The organism is Micromonospora sp. NPDC127501 (genome assembly GCF_040302185.1).
Taxonomy (GTDB): domain Bacteria; phylum Actinomycetota; class Actinomycetes; order Mycobacteriales; family Micromonosporaceae; genus Micromonospora.
Genome location: NZ_JBEORJ010000003.1, coordinates 555860 through 572632, shown reverse-complemented (window position 1 = coordinate 572632; position 16773 = coordinate 555860). Strand labels below are relative to the sequence as shown.

Genomic DNA, 16773 nt, shown 5'->3' with positions numbered 1-16773 from the left:
GCAGTGGTCACACAGCCGCAGATCCACGGCGACGTCGACGATCGCTTCGGGCCCGTCGCCGACGTCTTCCGCGACAACTTCACCTCCCGGGGAGAGGTCGGTGCCGCGGTCACCGTCTACGTGCGGGGCCGCAAGGTCGTCGACCTGTACGGCGGGGTAGCCGACACCCGTACCGGGCGGCCCTGGGACGCGCGCACGCCGGTCGTCGTCTTCTCCTGCACCAAGGGGATCCTGGCGATCTGCGCCTACCTGCTGGCCCAACAGGGGCGGCTCGACCTCGACGCTCCCGTGACGCGCTACTGGCCGGAGTTCGGACAGCACGGCAAGGCGGACATCCCGGTGCGCTGGCTGCTCACGCACCAGGCTGGTCTGCCCGCGGTGGACCGCCCCCTGACCCTCGACGAGGTGCTGGCGTGGGATCCGGTCATCAAGGCGATCGAGGCGCAGGCCCCGCTGTGGAAACCGGGTACGGCGCACGGCTACCACTCGATGACCTACGGCTGGCTGGTCGGAGAGGTGATCCACCGCGTCACCGGCCAACTGCCCGGCGCGTTCTTCGCCGACACCGTCGCGGGCCCGCTCGGCCTGCACACCTGGCTGGGGCTCCCGGCCGCCGAGAGCGACACCGTCGCCTGGGGCCTGGCACCGCCCCCGGACCCTGACCCGTTCGTGGACCCGGTCGCCGAACGGGGCATCACCATGGGGGGCGCTTTCGCCTTTCCCGCCGACGCCGACGGCCTGGTCAGCTTCAACGACGACGCCATCCGGGCCGCCGGGGTTCCCGGCGCGGGCGCGGTGAGCACCGCCGAGGGTCTCGCGCGCCTCTACGCCGCCTGTGTGTCGGAACTCCACTGCGGACCGCTGCTCACGGCGGCGTCGGTGGACGACGCGGTAGTGGTTCGCTCGCGTGGTCAGCAGCGGCACGGCCCGCCGGACACCGGGCAGCGCTGGGGCACCGGCTTCCTGCTGCACTCCCCACCGGCCCGGCCCCTGCTGGGTGAGCGCAGCTTCGGCCACGACGGCGCGGGCGGGAACCTGGCCTTCGCCGACGCCGAGCATCAGGTGGGCTTCGGCTACGTGGTCAACCAGATGCGTGGGATGGGCGACGAGCGCGCCAATCTGCTCACCGCCGCCGTCCGCGCCTGCCTCGACGACTGAGGCGACCGGGTTGCGGCTCCCCGGTGTCGCCACAGTCGGCACCGGGGAGCCCGCCGGAGCACCCGCTCCGGCGGACCCGTGAACGGCGGTCACCCGCTGGCACGTCTGTCCACTGTGGCCGGCGGAAGGTGTTACGGGGATACTTCGGGCACGTTTCATCGATAGTCTTGACAGGCGTTGTTAGCGATAACACCATGGCCTTCACGCCGCTCTCGCGTTTGGAGCTCGCCTTGGTCGTGTCGGTCCGCTCGCGTGTCCTGAACATCGCCCGCGCATCCGCTGTGAACAGCCTGAACGCCGCCGCTCGCCACACCACCACCATGGTGACCCGACTGGTGTCCACAGTGCGCCCGGATCGCCTCCGTTCACTGTGTGCGCTCGCATCGGCGGCCGTTCTCGTCGGTGCGAGCCTGGTGGCGACCCCCGCCGCCGCGCACGCCGCCGACGGATGGTCGCCCCGATCGTCGTACACCTCGACCGACACCGGCGCCGGCACCTACTCGGTGCCACTGCTCAACGCCGACGTGCCGGACATCAGCGTCGAGCGGGTGCCAGCCGCCGAGAACGACGAGGGCCGCGACATCTACTACATGATCAGCACGACGATGCACCTGAGCCCGGGTGCGCCGATCATGAAGTCGTACGACCTCGTCAACTGGGAGATCGTCAACTACGTCTTCGACCGGGCGAGCATCGGTGACTCGTTCTCACTGCGCAACGGCCAGAACTCGTACGGCCAGGGCCAGTGGGCGTCGTCGCTGCGCTACCACGACGGCACGTTCTACGCCGTCTTCAACACCAACAACCTCAGCGGGGCGTACCTCTACCGCACCGACGACATCGAGAACGGCCCCTGGCAGCGCACCGCCCTCAACCGTGGCCTGCACGACCCGTCGCTCTTCTTCGACGTCGACGGCACGCCGTACATCTTCTACGGCTCCGGCGGCACCAGCGCCGTACGCCTCAACGCCGACCTGACCGCCATCGCGCAGGACTACCCGAACATCTTCACCGCCAACAACTACGCCGGGCAGCCGTTCATCGGTGGCCTGTTCGAGGGTGCGCAGGTCTACCACATCGACGGCTGGTACTACGCCGTCATCATCACCTGGCCGTCCGGGCAGGGGCGCCAGGTGGTGATGTTCCGGTCGAAGGACCTGCTCGGGCGCTACACCTCGGCCGGCGGGGTCAACACCTACGAGGCGCGCGGAGTGCTCAACTCCAACGGCTTCGCGCAGGGCAGCCTGGTGCCCATCAGCCGGGCGGGCGGCGGGACGGACTGGCACGGCATGTTCTTCCGGGACACGTTCCCGATCGGCCGCATCCCGGCGCTCATCCCCGCCACCTGGCAGAACGGGTGGCCGACCTTCGGCACCAACGGCGTCGTGCCGGTCAACGGCCTGTTCGACAAGCCGATCCGGCTCAGCCCGGCCGAGGAGCTGTTCGAGCGGCAGAAGAGCATCGTCGCCTCGGACGACTTCGCCAACGACGCGCCGCACAAGGCGTACCAGGACGAGCGGTGGACGGTCCCCGCCCCGCTCGACCCGGCGGAGATCGCCCCCAACGGGTCACGGCTGGACCTGGCGTGGGAGTGGAACCACGCGCCGGACAACCGGTACTGGTCGCTCACCGACCGCGACGGCTGGCTGCGGTTGACGGCCGGCACTGTGGTCACCGGTCAGTACGTCTACACGAAGCTGTCCAACCGGGCCGAGCTGGCGTGGTTCGAGGAGGCCCGCAACACGCTCTCGCAGCGGACGTTCGGGCCACGACAGTCGGTCCAGACCCGGATGGACATCTCCGGGATGAAGAACGGCGACGTCGCTGGCCTTGCCGCCTACAACCGCGGATTCTCGTACGTGGCGGTCAAGCGCGTCGGTGACGTCAACACCCTCGGCGTGGTGAACCGGTCGCAGCCGTTCGCTGTCGACCTCGACCAGTCGACGCTGGAGAACTTCGTCCCCGGCACGACGGTGTCGCTGGGCGATGCGACCGAGGTGCACGTGAAGGCGGACCTCGACTTCTCCTCGCCGGTCGGCCAGCTGTGGACGACGTTCTACTACAGCCTGGACGGGGTCCAGTGGACCCGGCTGGGCAACCGGGCGGGCCCGCAGACGCTCGACGGCAGCCTCGCCCACTTCATGGGTCACCGGGTGGGCCTGTTCACCTACGCGACCCAGGAGACCGGCGGCCACGTCGACTTCGACGACTACCTGCTCAGCGACGTGCTGACCGCGCAGGCCCGGCCGCTGGACACCACCGCCCTCGACGCGGCCATCGCCCACGCGCAGACACTCGACCCGCGGCACTACCCGGCCGACGCCTGGGCCGCCACGCAATCCGCGCTCGCGGCGGCGACGTCGGCACGAGCCGGCCAGTTCGGAACGCAGAACCAGATCGACGCACCGGAGCGGGCACTCAGCTACCAGTTGGCCCGACTCGGAGTGCTGGCGGCGCTGCCCGTGACGACCACCGCCCAGGTGCGCTGCCTCAGTGGCAAGGCGTACCTGGCGGTGCAGGTGCGCAACGACTCGGACGAGCCCGTCGGGATCGCCGTCGAGACCCCGTACGGGAACCGGTCGTTCGCCGCCGTCGCGCCGGGGGCGAACGTCTACCAGTCGTTCAACACCCGCGCGTCGTCGGTGCCGGCCGGCGCGGCGGCGGTCCGGGCCACCGGGGCGGTCGCCGGCCGGGACGTGACCACCGTCCACGCCGCCCAGCACCCCGCCAGCGCCTGCGGCGGATAGCCCCACCACGAGCCCTCGGCCCACCGACCAGCACCACCGGCGACCGGCCGGCCGGCGCGGAACAGCGGACCTGTCCCGTGCCGTCGGCCACTGTCGGGCCGGTGGCGGCAGTCGACCCCTGATGTCCGGACCACCCACGGAAAGTGCACCCACCGATCCCCCGTACACCGATGACCGCACGTCAGAGATGAAGGAGGATGTCTCGTGGAACAACGAATGCGACGGGCGACCCGAGGACGGGTCGCAGCGCTCGCGACAGTCGGCCTGATGCTGGCCACGGGGTTCGTCGCCCCGGCAGCGCCGGTCCAGGCCGCCGACACGAACCTCGTCGTCAACGGCGGGTTCGAGGACGGCCTGGCCAACTGGTTCGTCAACAACGGAAACGCCTCCGACGGAGCCCAGTTGTCGGCCACGTCGGACGCCTACGCCGGCGCGAACGCGGCGCTCGTCACCAGCCGGACGACCACCGGGTCCGGCCCCATGCAGGACCTCAGCGGCAAGGTGCAGGCCGGCCAGGCCTACACCCTCACCGCCCGCATCAAGTACGAGAACGAGAGCGGACCGGCGACGAAGCAGTTCTTCGCCACCATGCACTACGGCGGTGGCACCTACACCAACCTCGTCAGCGTGACGGCGACGAAGGGCCAGTGGGCACAGTTCACCGGAACGTTCACGATCCCGACGACGCAGAGCGTGTCGACGGCGCGCCTGTTCTTCGAGACCCCCTGGACGAGCACGCCATCCACCGACCCGGCTCTGCACCTGATGGACTTCAAGCTCGACGACGTGTCGGTGGTCGGCGCCGCGCCGCCCGCGCCCGCGTCGAAGACCATCGAGGTGGTCGGCAAGCTGCCCGGGGAGCACAACCCGTTGATCGGGCACAAGTTCGGGGCTGACGGTTTCGGCCTCGTGCACGACGGCCGGGTCTACATGTACATGACCAACGACACCCAGGGCTACGCCCCGAACCCGGCCACCGGGGTCTCGCCGGGGATCAACTACGGCGACATCAACCAGATCACGGTGATCTCCTCGGAGGACCTGGTGAACTGGACGGACCACGGTGAGATCCAGGTCGCCGGCCCCAACGGGGTGGCCCCGTTCACCGCCAACTCGTGGGCTCCGGGCATCACCAAGAAGGTGGTGAACGGGGTGGAGAAGTTCTTCCTCTACTACGCCAACGGTGGTGGCTCCAGCAACGTGATCACGGGTGCGTCGCCGCTCGGCCCGTGGACCAGCGAGCGCACGAGCACGCTGATCGACGGCCGTACCCCCGGCGCCGAGACCGTCGCGTGGAAGTTCGACCCGGCCCCGTTCGTCGACGACGACGGTCAGCCGTACCTCTACTTCGGTGGTGGTCCCGCGTCGACGAGCATGCCGCCGGCCGAGCGCTTCAACAACCCGAAGAACATCCGCTCGATCGAACTCGGCGACGACATGGTCTCCACCGAGGGAACGGCCGCGGTGGTCGACGCCCCGGTCGCCTTCGAGGCGGGCCACGTCTTCAAGCGCCAGGGTAAGTACTACTTCTCGTACTCCTCGCACTTCGGCGGGAACGACTTCGGTGGCAGCCAGCAGCCGCTCCCCGGGTATCCCGGGGGTGGCCAGATCGGCTACATGATCTCCGACGGGCCGATGTCGTGGCCGAAGGAGACCTACGCCGGGGTGCTCTTCCCGAACCAGTCGCAGTTCTTCGGGGCCGGCACCGGTGGCAACAACCACCAGTCGGTGTTCGAGTTCGGGGGCAAGTACTACTTCACGTACCACGCCCCGACGCTGAACAAGCGCATCAACGGCAACACCACCCAGGGGTACCGCAGCCCGCACATCCAGGAACTGACCTTCAACCCGGACGGCACCATTCAGCAGGTGGTCGGCACCTACGCCGGCGTGGACCAGGTCCGTGACTTCGACCCGTACCGCGTCTTCGAGGCCGAGACCTTCGGCTGGAGCAAGGGCGTCGCGACCACGAAGGTCGACGGCAGCTCCGCCCAGTTCGGTGGCGCGGCACCCAACCTCGTGGTCCGCGACATCGACAACGGGGACTGGACGGCGCTGTCCTCGGTGGACTTCGGGGACAACGGCGCGCAGAGCCTGACGGCGCGGGTGCGTGCGCTCGCCGCCGGAGGGCAGATCCAGGTCCGGCTGGACGAGGTCAACGGGCCCGTCGTCGGCACGGTCGCGGTGGACACCCCGGTCGGACAGTGGGCGGAGGTGACCGCCGCCCTTGACGGCGTCAGCGGCGTGCACGACGTCTACTTCACCTACACCGGCCCGGCCGGCGTCGACCTCTTCGAGATCGACAACTGGGCCTTCGCGGCGGACAGCTCCGACCTGCCCGTCACGCTCACCGCGTCCACGCGGTGCGTGGGCGGCAAGGCGTACGTGGCGGTGCAGGCGCGCAACGACCACGACGCGCCGGTGGGCATCACCCTCGAGACGCCGTACGGCGAGCGCTCGTTCACGGCCGTCGCGCCGGGCGCGAACGCCTACCAGTCCTTCAACACCCGCGCCGAGTCGGTGCCGGCGGGTTCGGCGACGGCCCGGGTGACCGGGGCGGTCGGCGGACACGACGTGACAACCGTCCGCACCGTGCAACACCCCGCCGGCACCTGCGGCGGATAACCCCTCATGGCGGAGAACGGAGATCACATGAAGACATACAAACGGCGGCAGACACTCGCGGCCGGCGTCGTCGGCGCCGTGCTGACCGGAGCGGCGGTGCTGCCGTCGCCCGCACTGGCCGAGCCTGGTGACGACGCCAGCGTGCGGGTCACTGTCGACATCGACGAGATCAGGGAACCGGGCGTGCTCGCGCTGTCGATCGCCGGCGACGCCGTCGCGCTGTCCGAGGACGGCTCGACGCTGCTGGTACGCCAGTTCGTCGGCACGCTGCCGACGGTAACGGTCACCGACACCCGCGTCGCCGACGAGGTGCCCGACGGCGCCAACTGGGCGGTGCTCGGCAGCGCGACCGACTTCGCCGGTGCCGCCGGCCAGGCGCCGATCACCGCCGACCACTTCGGCTGGAAGCCGCGCCTGCTCGACGGCGGCGACACCGGCCTGGTCACCGAGGGCGAGGAGGTGGTGACCAGCCTGGATGAGCCGACCCAGCCGGGCAACAATGTCGGCCTCGTCGACCAGGAGTTGCTGGTCTCGGCCTTCGACTCCGAGGCCGTCGCCAGCGACTCGTACTCGGTCAACGCCGACCTGTACCTGCGGACCCCCGTGGACGTCGCCGCCGGCGCGTACAGCTCCACGCTCACGCTCTCACTGTTCGAGTAGTGGCCTGGGCGGGGGCCCGGATCGGGCCCCCGCCCAGCCCCGTGCCGAAGGGCCGATTCATGACCGTCACCCCGCTGCGCCGGGCGCTCGTCGTCCTCGCCGTCGCGTCCCTCGCGGTTGCGGCCGCGCCGACCGCGGCGGCGGCGGAACCCGACCCGAAGGCCCTGACCTGGACGGTACAACCGGCCACCGCGACCGGGCCGGACCAGCGCCGATGGATCAACGCCAGCCTCGACCCGGGGCAGGCGGTGACCGAGCACCTGGCGGTACGGAACTTCAGCCGTACCGCCGTCGCCTTCTCCCTGAAGGCCGCCGACGGCTACCTCACCGACAAGGGCCGCTTCAACATGCTGTCGTCCGACCGTCCCTCGGTCGACGGCGGCACCTGGATCGACGTGCAGGAGAAGGTCACCGTCGGCCCCAACCAGACACGGGTGGTGCCGTTCAGGATCACGGTGCCCCGGGGCGCCACACCGGGCGACCACCCGGCCGGCATCGCCGCGACCGTCACCAGCACCGGCGGCACGGTCAACGTCGAGAGCCGCGTCGGCTTCCGGGTGATGCTGCGGGTGAACGGCTCCGCACAGGCCGCCCTGGCCGTCCGGGGCCTCGGCGCGACGTACTCCCCGTCGTGGAACCCCTTGGCCGGTGGCACGGTGCGGGTCCGCTACACCGTCGAGAACGACGGCAACGTGTGGGTCGGCGGAACGAGTCGGGTGGCGATGTCCGACCTCCTGGACCGGAGCAGCCACGACGCCACCAGTGCCGTCGAGGAGTTGCTGCCCGGCGGCGTTCGGACGGTGGAAACCCGGGTCGACGGCGTCTGGGCCCTGGTGCGCCTCCGCACGACAGTCAGCACCTCGCCGACGCTGCTCGGCGACGGCCAGGCCGGGGCCGACCTCCGACCGGCCTCCGCCACCGTCACCACCTGGGTCGTACCGTGGGCGCAGCTCGCACTGTTGGGGCTGCTCGCCGGCCTGCTCCTGGGGCTGCGGGCGGCGGCCCGGCACCGGCGGCGTCGGCTGGCCGGGCTGCTGGCCCGCGCGAGGCAGGAGGGCCGGCAGGAGGGTCAGGAGTCCGTGCTCGTCGGGGGAGCGCCCGCTGCTGCCGAGCCCGACGCGGGCGACGCCCGCCGGTGACCCGTCGGCGCGAGGGGATCGCGCTGCCGGATCGCGGCGAGGCGTCGCCCGGTCCGTGGCCTCAGGGCTTGGACCGGCCCAGCAGCCAGCGCAGGATGCTGGCGTCCTCATAGGTCGGTCCGAACGCCGCGTGGTAGTCCGGCACCGAGAACGCGGCGTCGGCGTACTCGGTGTAGCGCACCAGGTCGGCGGTCTGCTCCGGCGTCTTACCCCGGGCGGCGTACGCCTGCCGCAGCACCGCCGTGGAGTTACGCGCGCCCGAGACGTTGAGCAGGTGGTCGTGCTCGCCGTGGGTGATCCACACCGGCACCTCGGCCGCCGCGATGGCGGTCGCCTGGGTGGCGTTGACCGGGAAACCACCGGTCACCAACCCGCCGGCGAACAGGTCCGGACGCTTGGCGAACGCCTCCCAGAGCAGTTGGGAACCGTACGACACGGTGGTCGCGTACACCCGACGGGTGTCCACCGCGAACTGGTCGACGAACTGGTCGAGCAGCTTGACCAGCAGGTCCGCCTCGGCGACCCCACCGACCCGCTGGTGCTGGGGCGCCAGGACGATGACGTCCTCGGCGGTGCCGGTCCAGCGCGGTTGGAGCCACGCGGTCGCCGGGATGTCGGCGGCGAGTTGGACGCCGAGGTTGTCACCGTCCCAGCCCATGCCATGACCGGGCAGGACGACCATCAGTGGGTACCTGCGGCCCGGCTGGTAGTTCTTCGGCAGGTGGTAGTGGTACGGCAGCACCATTCCGCCACTCAGGAACGAGCCGTAGGTGAACTCGTCGACCAGTTGGTCGACCGGCCTCTCGGTGACCGGTCGGGACTCGCGCGGGGTGGCCCGGGCGAGCACCGGCCCCTTGCCGGCCCCGCGGCCGGGCTGGCCGTGCACGTCCTTGCGCTGCACGACCCGGGTCGGCAGCTCGGGATTGACCTTCACGGTGCAGAGGAAGGTCGGGCACTTGGAGACGATGACCGTCGAGCCGCCGGTGTCGGCGGGGTCGAGCTCGACGATGACGTACCTGCCCGGCGCCGATCGGTGGTCGGCACGGGTACCCGGCGTCCCGTTGGTGTAGGTGTGGGTGACGGTCCGGTCGGCGAGCTTCGGCAGGTCCTCGATGGGGTTGAAGCGGAAGTTGTAGATGGTGTCGGTCACCGAGAACGTGGCGGTGTCGAGGGTGCGGGGGTTGACCGTGGCCCCGTACTCGATCGCCACCGCCGAGACCTTCTGGCCGTACGTGTAGACGGTGGTGATCGGGGTGATGCTGCGGATTCCGTCCGTGTCGCCCCGGCTGCCGCTCGCGCTGCCGTACGCCGTGCCGGAGGCGCCGGCCAGGACGAGGGTGGCAGCGAGCGGGATCAGTCCTCTTCGCAGTCTCATGCGGGTCCTTTCTTCGGGGGTGGCGCGCTCAGTCGGCGATCCGCCCGGGGACCGGGAGTGGGACGGGTCGGAGCGAGCCGGTCGCTAAACTGATTTAGCAGAGCATCGATGGCGGGCCCAGCGGTGTCAATACCGAGCGCCCAACAGGCCGGGAACCCGCGCCGCCGACGCCCGGACCGCGCGGCCGACCCTCTCGAGACCCACTGCAACAAACCTGCAAGCGTCAGCTATTGCTTTCAGGGAAACCGCTTTCCTACGATTGCGTTGCATCGATGTTTCATTTGACGGTCGGACGAGCGGTGTTACCGGGCACACCCCGCTCGCACGACACATCCCCGCTTCTACCAGGGCGTGAGAGACCTCGGTGAAATCCCCGCGATTGACTGTCGCCAATTTCGAATGATGTTCGTCGGCAGGTGCGGTCGCGATGTCCGTCGGGGCGAAGCCTGGAACGAGACGAATGCGAAGGTGAGGCGACATGAGACGACCAGTCGTGTTGCGACGTCGGACGGTATTGGCCGCGGCGGCCACGGCAGCCGTGTTGATCGCTGCCGGGGTGGCGCTGCCGACCCCGCAGGCATCGGCGGCGGTCGGTAACGCCACCGGCTACGCCACCCAGAACGGCGGGACCACCGGCGGTGCGGGCGGGCAGACGGTGCGGGCCAGCACGGGCACGGCGATCCACGCGGCACTGTGCGGTCGGGCCAGCAGCAGCACCCCGATCACCATCGAGGTGACCGGGACCATCAACCACGGCAACACCAGCAAGGTGTCCGGGTCGAGCTGCAACACCGCGGCGGGCGTGATCGAGCTCAAGCAGATCAGCAACGTCACCATCATCGGGGTCGGCAGCGGCGCCGTCTTCGACCAGCTCGGCATCCACATCCGCGACTCCAGCAACATCATCATCCAGAACGTGACAGTGCGGAACGTCAAGAAGTCGGGCTCGCCCACCTCCAACGGTGGGGACGCCATCGGCATGGAGAGCACGGTCCGCAACGTCTGGGTCGATCACGTCACCCTGGAGGCCTCGGGCGGGGAGTCCGAGGGGTACGACGGCCTGTTCGACATGAAGGACAACACCCAGTACGTGACGCTGTCCTACAGCATCCTGCGCAACTCCGGTCGCGGCGGTCTCGTCGGGTCCAGCGAGAGCGACCTGTCGAACGGCTTCATCACGTACCACCACAACCTCTACGAGAACATCGACTCCCGCACGCCGTTGCTGCGCGGCGGGGTCGCCCACATCTACAACAACCACTACGTGAGCCTGCGGGAATCCGGGATCAACTCCCGGGCCGGGGCCAGGGCCAAAGTGGAGAACAACTACTTCCGCGACTCCAAGGACGTCCTGGGCACCTTCTACACCAACGAGCGCGGCTACTGGCAGGTCGCCGGCAACGTCTTCGACAACGTGACCTGGTCCAACGCCGGCAGCGAGAACTACCCCGCCGGCCCCAACCCGACCTCCAACACCACGGTCAGCATCCCGTACCCGTACAGCCTCGACGGGGCGAGCTGCGTGCCGGAGATCGTCCGTCAGACGGTCGGCGCCAACACGGGCCTGAAGGTGTCCAACGGCAGTTGCTCGCCGCAGACCCCGCCGCCCACCACTCCACCGCCGACCACCCCGCCACCCACCACCCCGCCGCCCACGACGCCTCCGCCCACGACGCCTCCGCCCACCGGCGGGACCAACCTCAGCCTGGGCGCCGGCGCCGACGGCTCCAGCAAGGCCAGCGGGACCAGCTACGGCAACGTGCGCGACGGCAACCTGAGCACCTACTGGTCGCCGGCCGGGTCGACCGGCACGATCTCGATCAAGTGGGGTTCGGCGACCCAGGTGTCCCGGGTGGTGATCCGCGAGCCGTCCGGCACCCAGGGCTCCATCGGGTCCTGGCAGCTGATCAACAACGACAACGGAGCCGTCCTGGCCTCCGGCAGCGGGGCCGGTGCGATCACCTTCTCGGCCGCCGCGATGAGCAAGATCAACTTCAAGATCAACAGCTCCAGCGGTACGCCACGGGTCGGTGAGTTCGAGACGTACGCCAGCTAGACGAGTGGGGCTCGGCCGACCGCCGTCGGTCACCTTCGTCAGGGCGGTTGCGGTGTTGAGCGGTATACCTCAGAGGTATGAATATGCCTCTGAGGTATACCGCTCCACGGCGTATCCCCTTGCGGGCCAGCCGAGTGTGTCCGTCACGAATCCGTGGACGGCAGGGTGTCCATGAAGGAGCTGACCGAGAAGACCGCCCGCCCAGGCCCGGCGGGGCCGTACCCGGGCGGGCTGGACAGGCCGTGGGCGTCCATGGTCGCCCGGTAGGCCTCCAGCAGGCGGACGTGGTATTCGAGCGGCGCGCCCTGCGGGTTCGTCCGGCCCAGGGGTGTGGTGGGCTCCGGGCACCAGGTGGTGAACCGGGGCGTGATCCCCCGGGACATGAAGTAGTCAAGCCCCTCGGTGGTCGAGGCGATCGCCTCGTCGACGCTCGTGAAGCCGTGCGGGGCGGCCATCTCGACGCCCGCCACGAAGTTCGGAATCACGTTGCGCGGGCCGAAGATCTCGGCGGAGTCGAGGATGCGCCGGTGCCACTCCTCCCGGCCGACGTACCGCTCCTTGCCCGGGCAGTACAACTCGAACAGCCGCTTGTCCCACACCTCGTAGTTGGGGTGGTAGATGCGGATTCCGTAGTCGTGGAACCGCTGCACATCGGCTCGGGGCAGCGCCTGGGCCACGACCTTGCCGATCCACCGTCCCGGAAACCGCTCCTCGATCGCCTGCGCGTACTGGCCGTAGAAATCGGCCTCGGCCAGCCCGTTGACCTGTGAGGTGATGCTGCCACCGGTCAGCGTGTACGCCTGCGACGCGCGGTCGACGTCGTGCCGGTTGATGATCTCCAGCGCCTCGAGGACCTCGTCGACGGGCTTGACCCCGGTGTAGGGCCGGCCGGCCTGCTTGTGCTGCCGCCAGTTGTGGTTGATGTCGCAGTACTGGCACTCCTCCTTGGCGCCGAAGTACTGGCAGACCCGGAACGCGGTGAGGTAGATGAGGTAGCCCCACTGGATCGTCGGGGCGACCTCCATCACCGACTTGCCGTTGGCGAGCGTGTGGCGGTAATACGCCGGCATGGGGGGCAGCCCGACATCGGCGATCGGCCGTCCGTCCAGGAACAGGCGCAGTCGACCGTCGCTGTCGGTGCCGACGCGGTACGGCGAGCTGGGGTTGGTGCGGACCGAGACGACGGTACGACGCAGCTCGTACGGACCCCCGGTGAGCACGATCTCCTCCGGTGGCCGGCGCAGCGCCGCCGTCCCCAACTCCGGCAGCGTCCGGTGATCGAAGGAGAAGATGAAGTACGACTTCGGCTTGACGTCGCCGTGCTCGTTGTCGGTCAGTGCCGCGTCGTCGAAGGCGAGCCCGCCCCGCAGCAGGTCCTCCTTGAGGACCGCCTCCCGCGGCACGTGTGGAAAACGGCCCATCAACTCTTCGACGAGGTCGGTACGCGACGTCATGCGGTTCCTCCCGAACGTGGTACGCCGAACCGGGTGGCCGGTGCCACCCGGTGCCGGCTGATCAGCTCTGCTTGGTCTCCCAGAAGATCTTCGAGATCTCCTCGATCTTGCCGAGGAGCTGCTCGGCGACCGCCGGGTCCGCGGCGCCCTTCGCGCCGCCGGCACCTGCCAGCTTGGTCGCCTCGTTGAAGAGGCCGTGCAGCTGGGGGTACTTCTCGAAGTGCGGCTGCTTGAAGTAGTCGGTCCACAGGACCCAGAGGTGGTGCTTCACCAGCTCGGCCCGCTGCTCCTTGATGAGCAGCGCGCGGGTGCGGAACTCCGGGTCGTCGCTGGCCTGGTACTTCTCGGAGATTGCCTTGACCGACTCGGCCTCGATGCGCGCCTGCGCCGGGTCGTAGACGCCGCAGGGGAGGTCGCAGTGCGCGCTCGCGACGGTACGCGGGCGGAGAAGGCGGGACAGGAACAGGAGAAGGCGGGACAGGAACATCGGAATCCCTTCGACGGTGGTCGTTCAGCTGACGTACGTCCGGGCGCGACGGCCCTGACGTGATCATCTAGGGACGCTAGAACCTCAACCGCACTTCATGTCAAGGCCGAGTCGATCGCGAGCCCTGTTTCCGGACGAGCGTCAGCAGAGCGGCGTGCGTCCGCTCGTCCGCCGCCGCGACGAGACCGTCCCCACCAGCGTGCAGCGGCTGGCCGTCGAGCCCGGTGACCACACAGCCGGCCGCCTGACAGAGCGCGATTCCGGCCGCGAAGTGGACACTGTTGCGCAGGTCGTGGCGGTCCGTCACATAGGCGGCGCGGCGACCGGCTGCGACCCAGGCCACGGCGAGGCTGGTGGAGACCACCCGCGGTCGGAACTGTGCGAGGAAGCCCTCGTCGGTGAGCATGCGGGCGGCCAGGAAGACGTCCCGGTTGGGGAAGGGCGGGTCGAGGTTGAGGTCGACCAGCGTCGACTCGGCCGACGGGAGCAGTCGCTCGTCCGTCCCCGCACCCCGGACGTACGCGGCGGTGCCGTCGGTCCAGAACACCTCATCGGCGAACGGGTCCGCCGAGGCCGCCACGGTGACGTCCGGCCCGGTGCGCAGGGCGACGTTGACCGAGGCCAGCATGGTCCGCGCGGCAAAGTTCAACGTGCCGCACAGCGGGTCGACCAGCCAGGTGCGTCCGTTGTCGCCCGTACCCGTGTGCCCGCTCTCCTCGGCCACCACGGCGTCGTCCGGACGCGCCGCGCGCAGGACGTCGAGGATGGCCTGCTCGGCCTCGACGTCGGCGGCGGTGGCGAAGTCACCGCCGGTCTTCATGATTCGCGTCAGTGCTGAGCCGTACCGGGAGCGGACAACTGCGGCTCCAGCTTCCGCCGCCTCGACAACCAGCGCGTGGTCTGTGATCGACATGCACGAACCATAGGAGCCGTGGGCGACGTCGATGACGCCCCGTACCGGGGCGTGGGTGCAGAGCGGGTCAGTCCGACAGTTCGATGATCGGTAGTTGACCGACAACCGCTGTCATGATCATCGGAGCGTCGCCGTCACACTGGTTGACCGAGACCGCGATCCACCGACCCTCGGTCACCGTCGGCCCCCAGACCGCCAGGTCGCCGTAGCAGTCCAGGTCGCAGAGTGACTGGAACAGTGCCGGCATGGGTTCACCGGCCTGATCCCGAAACAGCGGCACCCGCATGGAGACCTTGCGGTGGGCACCCCACCTCTGGTCCAACTCCGCTACGACCAGGGCAAGGTTAGCCTCGGCGGCATCCTCCGCCTCGTTCCATTCGGGACCGTACACACCCGTCAGGGCTTCGCTCTCCCAGAGCGGGACGATCCGAAAGCCCTCGCCTCGGGTGCCCGTCCACTCACCGGTGACCGGGTCTCCCTCGCTGACCGGCACGCCGCCCGTGGGCAGGTCCGCGGCGAGCAACGACTCGATGTCGGACACCGTCCGACCGGTGTCGAACACCTCGCCGGCCCGGCCGGTCATCGAGGGACTCGTCGTACCGCTGGCGGCCCATACCGCATCGTCCGCACCACCTGTCTCCGTCGGCTCCGGCCCTCGATCATCGCACCGTGAGCGAGCCGACAGGGGGCGGGCGTCGGTCAGGAGACCGCCGTCTGCACCAGCTCGGTGATCTTCTTTTCCACGGCCGGGCTCCACTGCTGCAACGCGTACGCCACCGGCCAGAGGTCGCCGTCGTCGAGGTTGGCCGGGTCCTGGAAGCCCAGCGTCGAGTACCGGTAGTTGAACTTGCCAGAGTCCTGGAAGAAGACGACGATCTTGCCGTCCTCGTTCGCGTAGGCGGGCATCCCGTACCAGGTCTTCGGCGTCAGGCCCGGGGCGGCGGCGGTCACCGTCACGTGCACCCGCTCGGCGAGCGCGCGGTCGTCCGGCTCCATCTGCGCGATCCGGTCGAGGACCGCTTGCAGCCCGTCCGCCTTCTTGGCGCCCTTCTTGCCCTCGGCGCGCAGTTCGTCGGCGCGCTCCTTCATCGCGGCCCGCTCCTCGGGGCTGAAGCCGTCGGACCCGGTCGTGGTGGTCTTCGCGGACATTGTCGGGCTCCCTCTCGTCGTCTGACCCGGCGCGCTGCCGACTGTCTGGGAAAAGGCTAGGCCGGGCGGCGCTCGCGAGCTTCTCGATTCCTGATCGTTCGACGACCGCCCTCCTGCTGGTGAAGTGCCGCTGCGGGGTGACCTCGGCCTCTCGAAGGTGCTCACCAACCAGCCCAGTGGCTAAGTTGCTGGGCGAGGGCGAGCAGGCGTTCCGGGGGGAACCAGATATGAGCACCACCGCCGACCAGATGGCGACGGCGTACTTCGACGCGATCCAACTCCTCTGCCGGGTCACGCCGAAGGGCTGGTACGCCGAGCGGGGCACCGCTCGCGCGGGGCTCACCCACGCCAGCGTTCCGACGCTCAACGGGGTCCTCGAGACGGCCACCGAGCCGGATCTCGTGGCGATCGACGAGTTGGCGACCGAGGTCAGCCGGCAGACACCGCACTGGTCGATCATCATTCGCGGTGCGGCGAGCGACGAGGTCGCCGAACTGGCGGCCCGGCACGGGCTGCGCGGACGCAGCGACCTCCCCCTGATGGCCTGCGCCACCGACGACATCGTGTTCCGGGCCGGCTCGGCCCAGCAGGCGCTGGTCCGCCGGGTCGGAGCCGCCGAGAGCGACAGGTACACCGACGCCCTCACCCGGAGCTTCGAGGCGCCCGACGGCGCCTTCGGCCCGCTGATGGGCGGCGCGGTGCTCGATAGCGACGCCATCACCGGGTATCTGGCTGAGGAGTCCGGCAGCCCTGTCGGCACCGGGCTCGGAATGCACACGTCCGGCGTGATCGGGGTGTTCAACATCGCTGTCGTACCGTCCGCCCGGGGTCGCGGCCTGGGCCGGGCGCTCACCGAAGCGGCGCTGCGCGACGGAGTCACCGCCGGCGCGGACGCCGCGTACCTGCACGCCAGCCCGATGGGTCGACCGCTCTACGAGGCGATGGGCTTCGCGCTCGTGGAGACCTGGACCGTGTTCCAGGCGGCCTGACGGGCGAGACCGGCCAGAAGG

General features: G+C 69.7%; 13 protein-coding genes. 7 read left to right on the top strand and 6 right to left on the bottom strand.

Annotation, left to right across the window (positions count from 1 at the left end):
- Positions 1-3 precede the first annotated feature (3 nt).
- The 5 genes from ABTW72_RS09930 to ABTW72_RS09910 all read left to right on the top strand — a co-directional run bounded on the left by ABTW72_RS09930 (position 4) and on the right by ABTW72_RS09910 (position 8329).
- Positions 4-1158, top strand: a complete 1155-nt coding sequence (locus ABTW72_RS09930; protein ID WP_350856636.1) for a serine hydrolase domain-containing protein — start codon at positions 4-6, stop codon at positions 1156-1158.
- A gap of 281 nt (positions 1159-1439) precedes the next feature.
- Complete coding sequence (locus ABTW72_RS09925; protein ID WP_350856634.1) at positions 1440-3905, top strand: glycoside hydrolase family 43 protein; 2466 nt, start codon at positions 1440-1442, stop codon at positions 3903-3905.
- Positions 3906-4109: 204 nt separating this feature from the next.
- Positions 4110-6530 (top strand): family 43 glycosylhydrolase, encoded by a 2421-nt coding sequence (locus ABTW72_RS09920; RefSeq protein WP_350856631.1) that lies wholly within the window; start codon positions 4110-4112, stop codon positions 6528-6530.
- A 27-nt stretch (positions 6531-6557) separates the two neighbouring features.
- On the top strand, positions 6558-7190 hold the full coding sequence (locus ABTW72_RS09915) for a hypothetical protein (RefSeq protein ID WP_350856628.1): 633 nt from the start codon (positions 6558-6560) through the stop codon (positions 7188-7190).
- A 59-nt stretch (positions 7191-7249) separates the two neighbouring features.
- Positions 7250-8329 carry a hypothetical protein gene (locus ABTW72_RS09910; protein WP_350856626.1) on the top strand — a complete coding sequence of 360 codons (1080 nt, stop codon included), beginning with the start codon at positions 7250-7252 and terminating at the stop codon, positions 8327-8329.
- Positions 8330-8390: 61 nt separating this feature from the next.
- Here the strand turns inward: ABTW72_RS09910 and ABTW72_RS09905 are convergent, their stop codons facing one another.
- Positions 8391-9704, bottom strand: coding sequence for a hypothetical protein (locus ABTW72_RS09905; RefSeq protein WP_350856623.1), 1314 nt, complete (start codon positions 9702-9704; stop codon positions 8391-8393).
- 478 nt (positions 9705-10182) lie between these two features.
- Between ABTW72_RS09905 and ABTW72_RS09900 the strand changes: the two genes are divergently transcribed.
- On the top strand, positions 10183-11760 hold the full coding sequence (locus ABTW72_RS09900) for a pectate lyase family protein (RefSeq protein ID WP_350856620.1): 1578 nt from the start codon (positions 10183-10185) through the stop codon (positions 11758-11760).
- Between the two features lie 143 nt (positions 11761-11903).
- Here ABTW72_RS09900 and ABTW72_RS09895 read toward each other — a convergent pair whose 3' ends face one another.
- From ABTW72_RS09895 to ABTW72_RS09875, 5 genes are all read right to left on the bottom strand, one after another.
- Positions 11904-13214 carry a radical SAM protein gene (locus ABTW72_RS09895; protein ID WP_350856618.1) on the bottom strand — a complete coding sequence of 437 codons (1311 nt, stop codon included), beginning with the start codon at positions 13212-13214 and terminating at the stop codon, positions 11904-11906.
- A 61-nt stretch (positions 13215-13275) separates the two neighbouring features.
- Positions 13276-13680: a superoxide dismutase, Ni gene (gene sodN, locus ABTW72_RS09890; protein ID WP_238686611.1), complete on the bottom strand. Its 405-nt coding sequence runs from the start codon at positions 13678-13680 to the stop codon at positions 13276-13278.
- Positions 13681-13801: 121 nt separating this feature from the next.
- Entirely contained in the window at positions 13802-14614 is an 813-nt protein-coding gene (locus tag ABTW72_RS09885) for an inositol monophosphatase family protein (RefSeq protein ID WP_350856615.1), read from the bottom strand.
- Positions 14615-14681: 67 nt separating this feature from the next.
- Complete coding sequence (locus ABTW72_RS09880) at positions 14682-15197, bottom strand: hypothetical protein (RefSeq protein WP_350856612.1); 516 nt, start codon at positions 15195-15197, stop codon at positions 14682-14684.
- Positions 15198-15313: 116 nt separating this feature from the next.
- Positions 15314-15763 carry an iron chaperone gene (locus ABTW72_RS09875; protein WP_350856609.1) on the bottom strand — a complete coding sequence of 150 codons (450 nt, stop codon included), beginning with the start codon at positions 15761-15763 and terminating at the stop codon, positions 15314-15316.
- A 176-nt stretch (positions 15764-15939) separates the two neighbouring features.
- Between ABTW72_RS09875 and ABTW72_RS09870 the strand changes: the two genes are divergently transcribed.
- Positions 15940-16752: a GNAT family N-acetyltransferase gene (locus ABTW72_RS09870; RefSeq protein WP_350856607.1), complete on the top strand. Its 813-nt coding sequence runs from the start codon at positions 15940-15942 to the stop codon at positions 16750-16752.
- Positions 16753-16773 lie beyond the last annotated feature (21 nt).